Source organism: Microbacterium sp. USHLN186 (assembly GCF_037145155.1).
GTDB lineage: Bacteria > Actinomycetota > Actinomycetes > Actinomycetales > Microbacteriaceae > Microbacterium.
Window position 1 is genome coordinate 17,917 of record NZ_JBBCYA010000005.1, and the last position, 14,951, is coordinate 32,867.

At 70.4% G+C, this 14,951-nt stretch carries 12 protein-coding genes; 5 read left to right on the forward strand and 7 right to left on the reverse strand.

What is annotated here, in order from left to right:
• Positions 1 to 20 precede the first annotated feature (20 nt).
• Complete coding sequence (locus WFG93_RS10660; protein ID WP_336646332.1) at positions 21 to 4,652, reverse strand: ATP-dependent helicase; 4,632 nt, start codon at positions 4,650 to 4,652, stop codon at positions 21 to 23.
• Positions 4,653 to 4,733: 81 nt separating this feature from the next.
• Here WFG93_RS10660 and WFG93_RS10665 point away from each other — a divergent pair, with 81 nt between their 5' ends.
• The gene (locus WFG93_RS10665; RefSeq protein ID WP_336646333.1) at positions 4,734 to 5,144 is read left to right on the forward strand and encodes a DUF6157 family protein; all 411 of its coding nucleotides are present in this window, start codon (positions 4,734 to 4,736) and stop codon (positions 5,142 to 5,144) included.
• Between the two features lie 86 nt (positions 5,145 to 5,230).
• Here the strand turns inward: WFG93_RS10665 and WFG93_RS10670 are convergent, their stop codons facing one another.
• Complete coding sequence (locus tag WFG93_RS10670) at positions 5,231 to 6,895, reverse strand: ABC-F family ATP-binding cassette domain-containing protein (protein ID WP_336646334.1); 1,665 nt, start codon at positions 6,893 to 6,895, stop codon at positions 5,231 to 5,233.
• Between the two features lie 267 nt (positions 6,896 to 7,162).
• The gene (locus WFG93_RS10675) at positions 7,163 to 7,819 is read right to left on the reverse strand and encodes an alpha/beta hydrolase (protein ID WP_336646335.1); all 657 of its coding nucleotides are present in this window, start codon (positions 7,817 to 7,819) and stop codon (positions 7,163 to 7,165) included.
• A 44-nt stretch (positions 7,820 to 7,863) separates the two neighbouring features.
• On the opposite strand from WFG93_RS10675, the gene WFG93_RS10680 reads away from it, so the two are divergent.
• The gene (locus tag WFG93_RS10680) at positions 7,864 to 8,457 is read left to right on the forward strand and encodes an NUDIX hydrolase family protein (protein WP_336646336.1); all 594 of its coding nucleotides are present in this window, start codon (positions 7,864 to 7,866) and stop codon (positions 8,455 to 8,457) included.
• A 12-nt stretch (positions 8,458 to 8,469) separates the two neighbouring features.
• Here the strand turns inward: WFG93_RS10680 and WFG93_RS10685 are convergent, their stop codons facing one another.
• Positions 8,470 to 9,543 carry a threonine aldolase family protein gene (locus WFG93_RS10685; RefSeq protein ID WP_336646525.1) on the reverse strand — a complete coding sequence of 358 codons (1,074 nt, stop codon included), beginning with the start codon at positions 9,541 to 9,543 and terminating at the stop codon, positions 8,470 to 8,472.
• Positions 9,544 to 9,632: 89 nt separating this feature from the next.
• On the opposite strand from WFG93_RS10685, the gene WFG93_RS10690 reads away from it, so the two are divergent.
• Complete coding sequence (locus WFG93_RS10690; RefSeq protein WP_336646337.1) at positions 9,633 to 10,991, forward strand: MFS transporter; 1,359 nt, start codon at positions 9,633 to 9,635, stop codon at positions 10,989 to 10,991.
• A 21-nt stretch (positions 10,992 to 11,012) separates the two neighbouring features.
• Here the strand turns inward: WFG93_RS10690 and WFG93_RS10695 are convergent, their stop codons facing one another.
• A complete protein-coding gene (locus WFG93_RS10695) occupies positions 11,013 to 11,654 on the reverse strand; it encodes an SDR family oxidoreductase (protein ID WP_336646338.1) in 642 nt (213 codons plus the stop codon).
• 1 nt (position 11,655) lies between these two features.
• Complete coding sequence (locus tag WFG93_RS10700; protein ID WP_336646339.1) at positions 11,656 to 13,161, reverse strand: DUF6421 family protein; 1,506 nt, start codon at positions 13,159 to 13,161, stop codon at positions 11,656 to 11,658.
• Positions 13,162 to 13,233: 72 nt separating this feature from the next.
• Here WFG93_RS10700 and WFG93_RS10705 point away from each other — a divergent pair, with 72 nt between their 5' ends.
• Both WFG93_RS10705 and WFG93_RS10710 read left to right on the forward strand, forming a co-directional pair.
• Positions 13,234 to 13,704: an Lrp/AsnC family transcriptional regulator gene (locus tag WFG93_RS10705; protein ID WP_336646340.1), complete on the forward strand. Its 471-nt coding sequence runs from the start codon at positions 13,234 to 13,236 to the stop codon at positions 13,702 to 13,704.
• A gap of 10 nt (positions 13,705 to 13,714) precedes the next feature.
• The gene (locus WFG93_RS10710; protein WP_336646341.1) at positions 13,715 to 14,680 is read left to right on the forward strand and encodes a 1,4-dihydroxy-2-naphthoate polyprenyltransferase; all 966 of its coding nucleotides are present in this window, start codon (positions 13,715 to 13,717) and stop codon (positions 14,678 to 14,680) included.
• A gap of 4 nt (positions 14,681 to 14,684) precedes the next feature.
• Here WFG93_RS10710 and WFG93_RS10715 read toward each other — a convergent pair whose 3' ends face one another.
• Positions 14,685 to 14,939: a DUF4229 domain-containing protein gene (locus tag WFG93_RS10715; protein WP_336646342.1), complete on the reverse strand. Its 255-nt coding sequence runs from the start codon at positions 14,937 to 14,939 to the stop codon at positions 14,685 to 14,687.
• Between the last annotated feature and the right edge of the window lie 12 nt (positions 14,940 to 14,951).

The window sequence follows — 14,951 nt, forward strand, 5'->3', positions numbered from 1 at the left end:
AGACGGATGCGGCGGGGAGGTCATACGGTCTTGCGCAGGGTGAAACCGCGCGGGGTAGCGACGAAACCGGCCTCCTGCAGCGCCAAGGCGAACGGTGTGCCGTAGACGCCGTCGCCGTTGATCTTCTCGACGGTGAGCGTCTCAAGGCGACGCGCTCGCGCGGTGGCCGCGAGATCCGATGCGGCGGCCGTCAGCACATCGGCGTCGTCATCGAACGCGAGCACGGTGCGTCCGCCGCGCTCGAGGTAGAGCACGAGCTCCCCGTCGACGAGCACGACCAGGGCGCCCGCCTTGCGCCCGGGGCGGTGCGTGACCGCATCGAGGCGCGGCCACCCCAGGGCCGCCCCGTACGGGTTGGCCGGGTCGGTCGCGGCGAGGGTGACCGCGCGGCGCGGCGGCGGGTCGGCGAGCCCGGCGAAGGTGCGCAGACGATCGACCGTGGTGGATGCGGCGAACTGCGCGGCACCGAGCTTCTCGATGACGTACCCGCGCCGGCAGTGCCCCGCCTCTTCGAAGCCGGCGAGCACGCGGTACACCTGCGCGAAGCCGCCCGGCACGCCCTCGGCCTGCACTGCACCGCGGGTGACCACGCCGTAGCGGTCGAGCAGCAATCCGGACGTGACGGTGGCCCGACGCGCGACATCCGGGTCCGGCTCGGGCAGCACGGCCCAGCGCCCCCCGGCGCCGGCTGGCGAGGGCTGTGCGGCCGACCGGGCCAGCGAGATGCCGCGGTAGGTCCGCGTCCGCGGGGCGCGTCGCGCCGTCTTGTGCGCCTGCGACCCGCCGGCGAGCAGGGCGCGCACCGGCGAGAACGTGTCGTTGGTGATGTGGCCCTGCCAGGCCAGCGACCAGAGCGCCTCGAGCACGGACTGCTGATTCTCGGCATCCGTCATGGCCTTCAGCGGGCCGGCGAAGGACGCCCCGCTCAGCCGCAGCGCGTCCAGGACCTTCTCTTCGAGCGAGCCGGACGCGGGCGCGTCCTCGGGCAGCGGCAGAGTGAACGGCGCCAGATCCGCCGGGTGCAGCGACACCCAGCCGTCGCGCCCCGGCAGCGACCCGTGCCCCGCCCACACCACCTCACCGGACGCGGTCAGCTCGTCGAGCAGCGCGGGTGTGTAGTCCCGCACGCGGCCGGGCAGCACCAGCGACTCCCACGCGCTGGCGGGGATCGGCACGCCGGCGAACTGCTCGATCACGTTGAGCACCCCGTCCACGCCCTCCAGCGGGCGGGTGAGATGCTGCCAGTCGGGCAAAAAGCGGGCGTACGCCTGGGGACTGACGGGTTCGACGCTGCCGCGGATCGCCGCAAGCGAGCGCATCCGCAGCCGGCGCAGCACCTCGGCATCGCACCATTCCTTCGAGCCGTCCGCAGCGGCATCCGCAGCCGGAAGGAAGAATCCGCTGGTGAGTCGGCCGGCGGATTCCAGCCGCTGCAGCGTGTGCCGTGCCACTGCGGCGCCGAGGCCGAAGCGCTCGGCGACCGCGTCGGTCGTGAACGGCCCGTGCGTGCGTGCGAAGCGCGAGACGAGATCGCCGAGCGGGTCGGCGACGGGTTCGAGGAAGGCGACCGGGATGCCGGTGGGCAGCGCCACCCCCAGGGCGTCACGCAGCCGTCCGGCGTCCTCGATCACGGCGACGCGCGAAGTCCCCGCGATCGTGACCGGAATGGCCCGGCGCGCGGTGACGAGCTCCTCTGCAAGGGCGGACGCGGCGGCGGCGCCGGCCCCGCTCGTCTGGGCATCCGCGTCCTCGAGCCGCAGCGCGATCTCGCCCGCGTCGAGAGGGCCGAGCATGCGCAGCAGATCGGCTACCCCCTCGACCCCGCGCACGCGGCGCTGCGGATCCAGGCGCTGCGCCTCGCGCTCGAACTGCGCGATGACGTCGGGATCGAGCAGCTCGCGCATCTCGACCGTGCCCAGCAACTCACCCAGCAGCGCCGGATCGACCGACAGCGCGGCGGCGCGACGTTCGGCGAGGGGCGAGTCGCCCTCGTACATGAATGCGCCGACGTAGCCGAACAGCAGATCGCGCGCGTAGGGGGAGGGCTGGCCGGGTTCGGTCTCGACGAGGCGGATGCGCCGCTCGCCGATGTCGGTGATCAGACGCCGCAGCGACGGCAGGTCGTAAACGTCCTGCAGCACCTCGCGCAGCGTCTCGAGGATCACCGGGAAGGTCGGATGCCGCCGCGCGACCTCGAGAAGCTGGGCCGAGCGCTGGCGCTGCTGCCACAGCGGGGTGCGCTTGTTCGGGTTCATCCGCGGCATCAGCAGCGCGCGCGCCGCGCACTCGCGGAAGCGCGAGGCGAACAGCGCCGATCCGCCGACCTCGGCGGTGACGATGTGCTCGAGCTCGTCGGCGTCGAAGACGAACAGGTCCGCGCCGGGGGGTTCGGCATCGGCATCCGGAATGCGAACGATGATCCCGTCGTCGCTCGCCACCGCCGACCCCTCGACTCCCAGCCGCTCCCGCACGCGGGCGTTGATGGCGAGCGACCACGGCGCATGCACCTTCATGCCGTACGGGGAATGCAGGATCACGCGCCAGTCGCCGACCTCGTCGCGTCCGCGCTCGACAGTGAGGGTGCGGTCGGTCGGCAGGGTGCCGGTGGCCTCGCGCTGCTCGGTGAGGTAGCCCATGAGGTTGTCGCGGGCGCGTTCGTCGAGCCCCGCGTCGATCAGTCGCTGCTGAGCCTTCGTCGATGTGGCGGTGGACACCTCGCGCGAGAACCGCCCGAGCGCCTCCCCGAGTTCGAACGGCCGTCCGATGCCGTCGCCGTGCCAGAACGGCACCTTGCCGGGCTGGCCGTAGGCGGGCAGCACGTTGACCCGGTCGTGGGTGATCTCGGCGATGCGCCAGCTGGTCGTGCCAAGAGTGAAGACGTCTCCTACGCGGGACTCGTAGACCATCTCCTCGTCCAGCTCACCGACGCGCGCGCCACTGGTCTCGCCGGCGACGAACACGCCGAACAGGCCGCGGTCGGGGATCGTCCCGCCGCTGGTGACGGCGATGCGCTGCGCGCCGGGGCGGCCGGTGAGCGTCCCGGCATCCCGATCCCAGACCACGCGCGGGCGCAGCTCGGCGAACTCGTCGGAGGGGTACTTGCCCGCCAGCAGGTCGAGCGTCGCCTCGAACGCCGAGCGCGGCAGCGTCTGGAACGGGGCGCTGCGCCGCACGGTCTCGAACCACTCCTCGACCGAGATCGGCTCCAGAGCGCACGCCGCCACCGTCTGCTGCGCGAGGATGTCGAGCGGGTTGCGGGGCACGGCGATCGCCTCGATCTGCCCCGCCAGCATCCGCTCGGTGACGATCGCGGTGTGCAGCACATCGCCGCGGTGCTTGGGGAACAGGGATGCCCTGCTGATCTCGCCGACCTGGTGCCCGGCGCGTCCGACGCGCTGCAGACCCGATGCCGCCGACGGCGGCGCCTCGACCTGGATCACCCGGTCGACCGCGCCCATGTCGATGCCGAGCTCGAGGCTGCTGGTCGCGACCACGCAGCGCAGCGCACCCGACTTCAGCTCGTCCTCGACGATCGCACGCTGCTCCTTCGACACCGACCCGTGATGCGCTTTCGCGAGAACAGGCTCGGCTCCTGCTGTCGCGCCGGCCTGCGCCCCCGCGTCCGCCGCGGGCGCGAGCTGCCCGAGCCGCTCGGCGTAGATCTCGTTGAGTCGCCCGGTCAGGCGCTCCGCCAGGCGCCGCGAGTTGGCGAAGACGATGGTGGAGCGGTTCTCGAGCACGGTGTCGACGATCGCCTCTTCGACGTGCGGCCACACCGACCCGGTGACCTCGGTATATTCGGCGGGCTCCTCGTTCTGGCCTCCAGAGCCTGTCGAAGGGCCCGGCGGCGGGGGCGGGTTGCGCATGTCGTCGATGGGCACGATCACGCCCAGCTCGAACGTCTTGACCGCGCGCGGCGCCACGATGTCGACCGGGGCGGAGCCGCCCAGGAAGCGGGCCACCTCGTCGATCGGCCGGACGGTCGCCGACAGCCCGATCCGCTGCGCCGGTCGCTGGGCGCCGTGCGCGGTGCGCAGCGCATCGAGCCGTTCGAGACTGACGGCCAGATGCGCTCCGCGCTTGGTCGCCGCGACCGCGTGCACCTCGTCGATGATCACCGTGTGCACGTTCTGCAACGTCTCGCCGGCGCGGCTGGTGAGCATGAGGTACAGCGACTCGGGCGTCGTGATGAGGATGTCGGGTGGGTCGCTGACGAGCTTGCGCCGATCGCTCGAGGTGGTGTCGCCCGAGCGGACGCCCACCGTGATGTCGGGGGCCGGCTCACCCAGACGCCGTGCCGACTGCCCGATGCCGATCAGTGGCGAGCGCAGGTTGCGCTCCACATCGACGCCCAGCGCTTTCAGCGGTGAGATGTAGAGCACCCGCGTGCGCGCGGCGCGCTGCTCGGCATCCACTGCGCCGCCCGCTCCCACCGTGCGTTCGCGGAACACGCTGTCGATCGCCCAGAGGAACGCCGACAGCGTCTTGCCCGATCCCGTCGGCGCGACCACGAGCGCGTTGCGGCCGGCGGAGATGGCTTCCCATGCGCCCGCCTGCGCGGCGGTGGGCGCGTCGAAGGCCCCGCAGAACCAATCCCGGGTCGCGGGCGTGAACCTGTCGAGCACGTCGTGCGCGGTCGAGGCGTCGCTCATCCGTCCATCATCGCCTGCCCCTCCGACATCGGCTCGTGCCTTGCTCTCGACAACGTGGGAGGGGTAGGGGATGCTGACGGCATGGCGCACACGACGAACTACACCAACACGTTCATCGAGGTCAGTGAGGACTGTCCCGCAGAGTGCGGCGTCGAGCCGCCGATCGCCGAGAACCTCTCGATCGCCGCCCTGCATTTCCGGCTGATCGGCGAGGCGCCGTACACGCGCACCTCCGACGACGTGCTGTTCGAGACGCATGCGCTGCGCAAGGGCATCGACCTGGGCGACGAGCAGGCGAGGGCGGAGTTCTTCTCGAAGGGGCAGGCGTGCCTGCGCACCTCGCCGCTCAGCAAGAGGTACGGCTGGGGCACGCACCACGACGAGCTCGGTCGCGTGGCGATGTATCCGCGCGACTCGGAGGAGTACGCCGCGCTCGCCGCTGACCCGGCGCTGGAGCACCGCCGCGCCATGCGCTCGAGCCGTCGCGTCTGACGGATGGATGAGCACGAGTTCCAGAAGCTCTACGGACCCCGCGCGTTTCGCGCACCATTCCTGGATCACACGCTTGCAGAAGACCCTCAGCCCACCTCGGTCAGCCGGCCCTCCCCGTCCAGCTCGAGGGTGAGATCGAGCCCGAGCCTCGCCAGGAACGCGTCGTCGTGGCTGACGATCAGCAGGGCACCGCGATAGGCGCGCAGCGCCTCGACCAGCTGGTCGATCGTATCGAGGTCGAGGTTGTTGGTCGGCTCATCGAGCACGGCCAGGTGCGGGGCGGGGTCGGCGAGCAGCAGCTCGGCCAGCGCGACGCGGAACCGCTCACCTCCCGACAGGGAGCCGACCGGCCGGTTCATCGCGGCGCCGCGGATGAGGAACCGCGCCAGCCGGTTGCGCAGCTCCTTCTCGGGCACGTGTGGCGCGACGCGCGCGATGTTCTCGATCACCGACCGCTCGTCGTCGAGCCCGTCGATTCGCTGCGACAGGTAGCCGATACGGTCGGTGTGCGACGCAGAACTCCGGAGAATCGGGCCCATTCGCTGCAGAACGGCTGCCTCCGATCCGGATTCGCCGGTTTCTCCGGAGTTCTGGTCGCCGGATGCCACGATCCGGCGCAGCAGCGTCGTCTTGCCGACTCCGTTCCGGCCGATCAGCGCCACCCGCTCGGCGCCCTGAATGATCCAGGATCGCTCTGCGTCGCCGATCGTCGCGATGCGGCGCGACGACGGCAGCCCTGGATCCGGCAGCTCGATCCTCATCGCCGCGTCGTCGCGCACCCGGCGCCCCGCGGCATCCAGCGCCTGATGCGCGGCATCCTCCTTCCCGCGCACCTCGCTGCGCAGCCGGCCCGCCGACACCTGTGCCGCCATCTTCCGGCCGTTGGCGACGATCTTCGGCACGCGCTTCTCCTCGTACGCCTTTCTGCCCATCTGAGCACGCGTGGCGAGCTTCGTCTCGGCCTCGATGCGCTGGCGCTTCTCCTTCCGGTACGCCTGCGCGGCATCGCGCTCCGCCTGTCGCGCTGACTCCTGCTCCGCGTCCAACCAGGCACGCCACGCCGAGTAGGGGCCGCCGAACACGCTCAGCTCACGGCCGTACAGCTCGGCGGTGTCGTCCATCAGCTCGAGCAGGGCGACATCGTGGCTCACCACGATGAGCGTGCCTTTCCATGACCGGATCATCTCGGTCAACCGGTGCCGTGCATGCCGGTCGAGGTTGTTCGTCGGCTCATCGAGCAGCGTGATGGCGGAGTGGCGCAACCGGATGCCGGCGATCGCGACCAGCACCGCCTCACCGCCCGAGAGATCGCCGACGGTGCGATCGAGGAACGACGGATCGAGCCCGGCTTCGGCGAGGGATGCCTCGGCGCGCGCCTCGATGTCCCAGTCATCGCCGACCGCGTCGAAGTGCGCGGGGTCGACGTCGCCTGCGGCGATCGCGCGCACCGCGTCCAGCGGTGCGGCGATGCCGAGCAGATCTGCGACGCGGCGCTCGATGTCGAGCGTCAGCCGCTGCGGCAGGTAGGCGACAGCATCAGCGGCCGAGATATGGCCGGAGGTCGGCGGCAGCTCCCCGGTGATGAGGCGCAGCAGTGTCGACTTGCCGGCGGCGTTGCGACCGACGAGTCCGGTGCGACCGGAGCCGAAGGAGCCCGACACGGTGTCGAGCGCAACCGAACCGTCCGGCCAGGCGAAGCTGACGCGGTCGAGGGTGACGACCGCGCTGGTGGATGTGTGCAGTGATGACATGGGCGACCCCCGGAAGTGAGCGGGTGCGCTGATGCGACGGCGAGGTCATCGGGCCACGGGGCGGAGGGGCCATCGGGCGGAGAGATCTCAGTGCGTCCGGCTCAGCATGGGTGAGCGGACCGCGTCGAAGTGCAGGATCGTCGGATCAGCGCGTGAATGATTTACGCGGAGAGGCGACGATTCAGATCAAAGGACTTCCAGACACGGCGGACAGGACCCTGCGACTGTACCGGCTGCTGCGAAAGCGTGCAACCCGGGCGTGTCGCGTCAGTCGGCCTTCTGCCCGACGGCGTCCTTCCACTGCGAGAGGAACACGTGCACGTCGGCGAGCTCCTGCTCGGAGATGGAGTGGGTGAGGCCCTGATACACGCGTCCGGACAGCTCGGCGTGGCCCGGCAGCCACTGGGCGGTGTGATCGATCAGTGGCGCGGGGATGACGTCGTCGTGCGTACCGCGCCCCCAGAACACCGGGGGTCGCTGCTCGGCGAGCATCTGGTCGCCGGGAAGATCGCCCATCGCGGCGTAGCCGCTCAGCGCGACGACCGCGTCGATCCGCGACGGCGCCAGGCGCAGGGCCTGCAGCGACACCGCGGCCCCCTGCGAGAACCCCAGCAGGGCGACCGACGGTGCGCCGCCGGACGCCTCGTCGAGCCAGGTCAGAAGCGACTCGGCCGCGGTCGTGATGCCGGCGGCATCCCTCGTCTGCAGTGAATCGATCACGTACCACGACCGCCCCGGCATGGGCCACGGCGGGGCGAGCGGGGCCGCGACCGCCGCGACCGCGAGTCCCTCCGGCAGGAAGGGCAGCAAGCCGAACAGATCGCGCTCGTCGGCGCCGTACCCGTGCAGCAGCACCAGCAGCGGCTTGCCGTCGTGCGGCTCGGGCGACCACAGGGTCGCGGAGGAATCGATCGAGACAGTCACGCTGACATCCTGCCAGCCGGCACCGACGCTGGTAGAAAAGAGCCATGGCGGTGCGCACTCCTGATCCCGATCCCGGACCCGACGACGACTTCGGATACGACGCGGGGCGCTCGGACGACGCCAACCCCGGCTGGTTGAGCGACATCGAGCTCGAGGAGGCGCGTCGTCGCCTGCCCATGCTCTACGTCGAGGCGATCCCGGTCATCACCGACGGCTCCGGCCAGGTCACTTCCATCGGGGTGCTGCTGCGGTCGACGCCGCTGGGGGAGATCACCCGCACCATCGTCTCGGGGCGAGTGCGCTTCGGTGAGACGATCCGCGATGCGCTGTTCCGTCACCTCGAGAACGACCTCGGACCCATGGCGTTCCCGCTACTGCCGGCGTCGCCCGCGCCGTTCACCGTGGCGGAGTACTTCCCGATCCCCGGCGTGAGCGCCTTCCACGACGATCGGCAGCACGCGGTGTCGCTGGCCTTCATCGTGCCGGTCAACGGCACCTGCGAGCCGCGTCAGGATGCCCTCGAGGTGACCTGGTTCTCGCCGGAGGAGGCCGCCTCCGACTCGCTGGCGGCGGACATGGAGGGTGGCCGGGGGACTCTGATCCGCCAGGCCCTCGCGCACCTCGGGCTGCTGCGCTGAGCGAGGTGCCGATCAGGCGGTCGTGAGGCGGGAGAGCTCGGCGACGAAGGCGTCGACGTCGGACTCCTGCGTGTCGAAGGAGCACATCCAGCGCACCTCGTTGCGCGCGGCGTCCCAGTCGTAGAACCGGAAGCTCTCGCGCAGGCGGTCGGCGATCCCGTCGGGAAGGGTCGCGAAGACGCCGTTGGCCTGCGTGGGCTGCGTGAACTCCACGCCGCGGATGCTGCCCTCGGCCAGCCCCTGCTCGACCGCCCGCCGCAGACGCTGCGCCATCGCGTTCGAGTGCCGGGCGTTGCGCAGCCACAGATCGCCCTCGAGCAGCGCGATCAGCTGCGCGGACACGAAGCGCATCTTCGAGGAGAGCTGCATGTTGTACTTGCGGCTGTAGATCAGCCCGTCGGCGGCATCCGGATTCAGCACCACGATCGCCTCACCGAGCATCGCGCCGTTCTTCGTGCCGCCGAAGCTCAGCACGTCCACGCCGGCGTCGGTGGTGAACGCGCGCAGCGGTGCGTCGAGAGCGGCGGCGGCGTTCGAGATGCGCGCGCCGTCGAGGTGCAGCTTCATCCCGCGCGCGTGGGCGTGCTCGGCGAGCGCGCGGATCTCGTCGACGCTGTACAGGGTGCCCAGCTCGGTGCTCTGAGTGATCGAGACGACCAGCGGCTGGGCGCGGTGCTCGTCACCCCAGCCCCAGGCCTCGCGGTCGACGAGCTCGGGGGTGAGCTTGCCGTCCTCGGTGGGGACCGTGAGCAGCTTCATGCCCCCGATGCGCTCCGGAGCGCCGCCTTCGTCGACGTTGATGTGGGCGGTGGATGCCGCGATCACCGCGCCCCAGCGCGGCAGCATCGACTGCAGGCCGGTGACGTTGGCGCCGGTGCCGTTGAACACGGGGAACGCGCGCACGTCCGTGCCGAAATGCCGCGTGAACACCTGCTTCAGGCGTTCGGTGTAGACGTCCTCGCCGTAGGCGATCTGGTGACCGTCGTTGGCCGCGGCGATGGCCGCGAGCACCTCGGGATGGATGCCGGAGTAGTTGTCGGATGCGAAGCCGCGCACGTTCGTGTCGTGCAGCGGGGTGTCGTGCAGAGCGCTCACCCGACAACTCTACGGCTCGGCGTCCGCCCGATTCGCCGACGGGGCTGTCGGATGTCGGACCCGGCGCCTACCCTCATGCCATGCGCACGTTCCTGCAGGTGCTGCTGAACACGATGCTGGCCAACGTCACGACCAGCTTCCTCTGGTTCGCGCTCACCTTCTGGGTGTATCTCGAGACGCGCAACGTCATGGCGACCGGAATCGTGGGCGGTGCGTACATGCTGCTCATCGCCGTGTTCTCGATCCTGTTCGGCACGATCGTCGACCGTCACCGCAAGCGCTGGGTGTTCGTGTTCTCGAGCGTCGCGACGGCGGTCGCCTTCGTGGCGGCGCTGCTGCTGTTCCTCTGGCAGCCGGCCTCGGCGCTGCTGGACTTCTCGGGCCCCTGGTTCTGGCTGTTCTGCGGAGTGATCCTGCTGGGCGCGGTCGTCGAGCAGATGCGCAACATCGCGCTGTCCACGACGGTCACCCTGCTCGTGCCGGTCGAGCGGCACGCGAACGCCAACGGCATGGTCGGCACGGTGCAGGGGCTGGCGTTCCTCGTCACCAGCGTCTTCAGCGGCCTGTCGATCGGGTTCCTCGGCATGGGCGGCACGCTGCTGATCGCTGTCGCGCTCACCGTCGTCGCGCTCACCCACATCCTCTTCGTGCGGATCCCGGAAGAGCCGCCGGAGCGCGAGGCGGATGCGCCGTCGCCGATCGACCTGCGGGGCAGCATCCGCGCCATCCGCGCCGTTCCGGCCCTGTTCGCGCTGCTGTTCTTCGCCATGTTCAACAACTTCGTCGGAGGCGTGTACATGGCGCTCGTGGATCCGTACGGGCTCGAGCTGATGTCGGTGCAGCTGTGGGGAATCGTGCTCGCGGTGGCGTCGACGGGGTTCCTCGTCGGCGGCGCGGTCGTGTCCGCCGTCGGGCTCGGCCGCAATCCGATCCGTACGATGCTCATCCTCGTGGTGGGCATGGGGGTGATCGGCATGGTGTTCGCGCTGCGGGACTGGTGGCCGCTGTTCGTCGCGGGCAACTGGCTCTACATGGCGCTCATCCCTGCGGTGGAAGCGGCCGAGCAGACCGTGATCCAGAAGGTGGTGCCCTACCGTCGGCAGGGTCGGGTGTTCGGCGTCGCCTCCACGATGGAGGCCGCGGCAGCACCCCTGACGGCCTTCCTGATCGCACCGCTCGCGCAGTACGTGATCATCCCCTACGTCGAGTCCGCTCCCGGTGCGGCCGCGTGGGGGTGGCTGCTCGGCGACGGGAGGGCGCGCGGCATCGCGCTCATCTTCGTGTTCGCGGGCGTGGCGATCATGACCCTCGCCCTCCTCGCCTTCTCCACCCGCGCGTACCGCCGATTGAGCGCCTCCTACCTGCAGGCGTCCTCGCCCGGCGACTCCGAGGGCGCCGACGCGGACGCCTCCTCCGCACCAGCGCCGTCGGAGCCGTGAACGCACGGTCCGCGCTGGTGCTCAGATCGACCGGATCGAGTCGTTCAAGGCGGTGGCGTCCTCGTCCCAGAGGGCGACGACCGCCCGCGCGAGCCCGTCGGGCTGCAGGGCACCCTCGGCGCGAAAGATCACCGACGCGGTGTGCAGCCCGCTGCCGGCGTCCCGTGCCGCCTTGGCGTAGCCCTGCGCGACGCCGCGTGCCCAGGCCTCGCTCGCCGCCTTGATCGCGGCGTAGTTCGCCCCACCGGCGAGCGGGCGGGCGACAGCTGTCGACGACACGATCGCGAAGCGGCCGGCGTCCGAGGCCCGGAGCGCGGTGTCGAACGCCCGGCTGGTCGCGCGCACCGCGTGCAGGGCCGGCAGCAGGGCGGCGAAGTCCTCGTCGCTCTGCCCCGCGAGGCCGCCACCGCCGCGCCAGCCGCCGACCAGAGGAAGCACCGCGTCGACGGGGCCGATCCGCTCGGCAAGGGCGCTCATCTCGGCGATCGAGGTCGCGTCGGCGAGCTCGATCTGCGCGCCGGCATCCCGCAGCCGCGCCAGCCGCTCCGGCGAGCGGCCGGTCGCGACCACCCGCGCGCCGGCCTCGATCAGCGCCGTCGCTGTCGCCAGTCCGGCGTCACTCGTGGCGCCGGCGATCACCACCCTGCGGTCCGCGGCGGTCATCTCAGTCGTCCGCGCCGCGGATGCCGACGGTCGACTCGATGATCGGACGCATCTTCTTGTGCAGCGTCTCGAAGAACATCGACAGCGGGAACTCGTCATCCAGCACCGCGTCGGTGTAGCCCTTCGGTGCGCCGGCGAGGATGTCGTCGCTGAGGCCGCGCGCCCACTGCGAGGCGGGGTGCGGGGTGAGCGTGCTCCGGACCAGCTCGTAGGCGGCGAGCCAGTGCGCGACCTTCGGCCGGTCGATCGAGTGCCAGTACAGGTCGTCGATCGCATCGCCCAGGGCGACGACGGCGTCGGGAACGTTCTCCCAGTCGAAGGTGAGGGCGGTGTCGGTCCAGTGCAGCACGCCGCGCTGGTGCAGCCAGGCGAACAGCAGCTGCCCGCCGACCGCGTCGTAGTTGCGCACCCGTGTGCCGGTGATGGCGAAGCGGAAGATGCGGTCGAAGATCACCGCGTACTGCACCAGATGCGCGTAGTCGTGCATCTCCTGCTCAGTCTCGGTGAGCGTCTCGCCGGCCGCGACGCGGGCATCGAACTCGCGCTCGATCTTCACCGACTCACGGAACGCGGTCATGTCGCAGCGCATCTCCTCGAGCGAGTAGAGGAAGAAGGGCATGCGCTGCTTGATCATGAACGGGTCGAACGGCAGGTCGCCGCGCATGTGCGTGCGGTCGTGGATGATGTCCCACATCACGAACGTCTTCTCGGTCATGCGCTGGTCGTCGAGCATGGCCGCCGCCCGCTCGGGCAGATCGAGGTTGGTGATCTCGGATGCGGAGCGCACGACACGGCGATAGCGGGCCGCCTCGCGGTCCTGGAAGATGGCGCCCCATGTGAACGAGGGGATCTCGCGCATCGCGACGGTCTCGGGGAAGAGCACGGCGGAGTTGGTGTCGTAGCCGGGCGTGAAGTCGATCAGGCGCAGCGAGACGAAGAGCTTGTTGCCGTAGTCGCCCGCCTCCAGTTCGGCGATGAACTCGGGCCAGATCGTCTCGACGATCAGCGCCTCGACGAGCCGGTCGCTCGAGCCGTTCTGGGTGTACATCGGGAAGACGACGAGATGGCGGATGCCGTCGACGCGGTGCTGCTGCGGCTGGAACGCCATCAGCGAGTCGAGGAAGTCGGGCTCGCCGAAGCCCTCGTCGGCCCAGCGCTGGAAGTCCGTCACGAGCACGTCGAGGTATTCGGCCTCGTGCGGGAAGGCGGGGGAGAGCGCGCGGATGCCGGCGACGATGGCGGCCACATGCGCGGCAGCCTCCTCGTGGGCCCCTGAGCCTGCGCCCTCGTGGGCCCCTGAGCCTGTGCCCTCGTGGGCCCCTGCTGTGCCCTCCTGGGCCCCTGAGCCTGTCGAAGGGACGGATCCGTCCTTGACCTGCAGCAGTCGCAGCGCGATGGCCGCGCTCTTCAGCTGCTGCCATGCGATGCTGTGCTCGACGCGCGACGCATCCGTCACGACCTCGAGCTCGTCGGCGATGGCCGTTGAGTGTGCGGTGGAGAGGGACATCCGAACCTCCGATCGGGAGAATGGCAGGAAATTTTCCGGCGCGAGCCGGTGTCAACCGGTATTCTTCCATCTATGGATGATCCTGTCGACCACGCGATCCTCGCCGCGGTGTCCCGCGACGGCCGCGCCACTCTGTCGCAGCTGTCCGAGGCGGTCGGGCTGTCCACCTCTGCGGTGCAGTCGCGACTGAAGCGGCTCGAGTCGCGCGGTGTGATCTCGGGGTATCAGGCGGTGCTCGACCCCGAGCAGGTCGGGGCGCCGCTGTCCGCCTTCATCGAGATCACACCCCTCGACCCGGCGCAGCCCGACAACGCTCCGGAACTGCTCGAGCATCTGCCGGCCATCGAGGCCTGTCATTCGATCGCCGGCGACGCCGCCTACATGCTGTTCGTTCGCGTGGCATCGCCGCGTGCCCTCGAGCAGCTGGTGCGCGACGTGCGCATCGCCGCGAACGTGCGCACTCGCACCACGGTGGTGCTGCAGACCTTCTACGAGCGTCGGCCCCTGGTGGCCCCCGCTGAAGCGGGACCTGCCGGTCAGTAGGATCTCCTGCGTGGCTGGTTCCTCTCAGAAGTCGAAGAAGCGTGCCCCGCAGCGGCGCAGATCCAGTGGCAACCCCGCGCGGCGCCCGGTGGCCGAGCTCGGCCCCGTGACGGCGAAGGACTGGATCGGAGCCGCGCGCCTGCGCACTCTGCCGCTGGCCGTCGCCCCCGTGGTGCTCGGCACCGGGGCGGCACAGGTGGTCGATCGGAGCCTGCACTGGGTGATCGCCCTGGCCTGCCTGTCGGTGGCGGTGCTGCTGCAGATCGGCGTGAACTTCGCCAACGACTACAGCGACGGGGTGCGCGGCACCGATACGCAGCGGGTCGGGCCGGCCCGACTCACCGCGTCCGGCCGGGTGCCGGCGAAACGGGTGCTGCTGATCGCGCTGGTGTTCTTCGCGCTCGCCGCCCTCGTCGGGCTGACGATCGTCGTGCGCACGCAGCAGTGGTGGATGCTGGCCGTCGGGGCACTGTGCATCGTCGCCGCGTGGTTCTACACCGGCGGCAAGCGCCCCTACGGCTACAACGCCATGGGCGAGCTGTTCGTGTTCGTCTTCTTCGGACTGGTCGCGACCCTCGGCACCACGTGGGTGCAGGCGTTCCGGCTGCCGCTGGAGGCCTGGCTCTCGGCGGTCGCGGCGGGACTGTTCGCCTGCGCGGTGCTGCTGGCCAACAACCTGCGCGACATCGACCAGGACCGCGCGGTCGGCAAGCGCACACTCACGGTGCTGATCGGCAGGCGCGCCACCCAGGTGCTCTTCACCCTGTTCGTGCTGATCCCGTTCGGCCTCGCTGCGTGGATCGCGCTGCTGTACCCGGTCGCGTGGCTGGCGATGCTCGCACTGCTGGCGGGGCTCGTCGCGATCATCATCGTGTGGACCTACCGGCAGCCGCGCGAGCTCGTCGCCGCTCTCGGCCTCACCTCGCTGACGGCGCTGGTGTACGCCGGCTTCATCTACTGGGCGCTGGTGGCCTGATCGATCACTGGTCGGTCGCGGCGTCCTCCACGTCTTCGTCGTCGCGAGTACCGTGACGCTTCGCATAGATGTCGCGGGAGGCGCGCGAGAGCGGCGTGCGCAGGAACAGCAGCGAGATGCTCATGCCGATCAGAGCCGCGAAGAGCGCGGCAAGCCACCAGTACTCGCGGAAGATGGGGAACAGCCACAGGATCGCGAGCGGCACGATGAACGCCAGCAGCCGCAGCACGGTGTAGACGAGGAGAGGTGGCAGCTTCACCCCGCCAGTCTA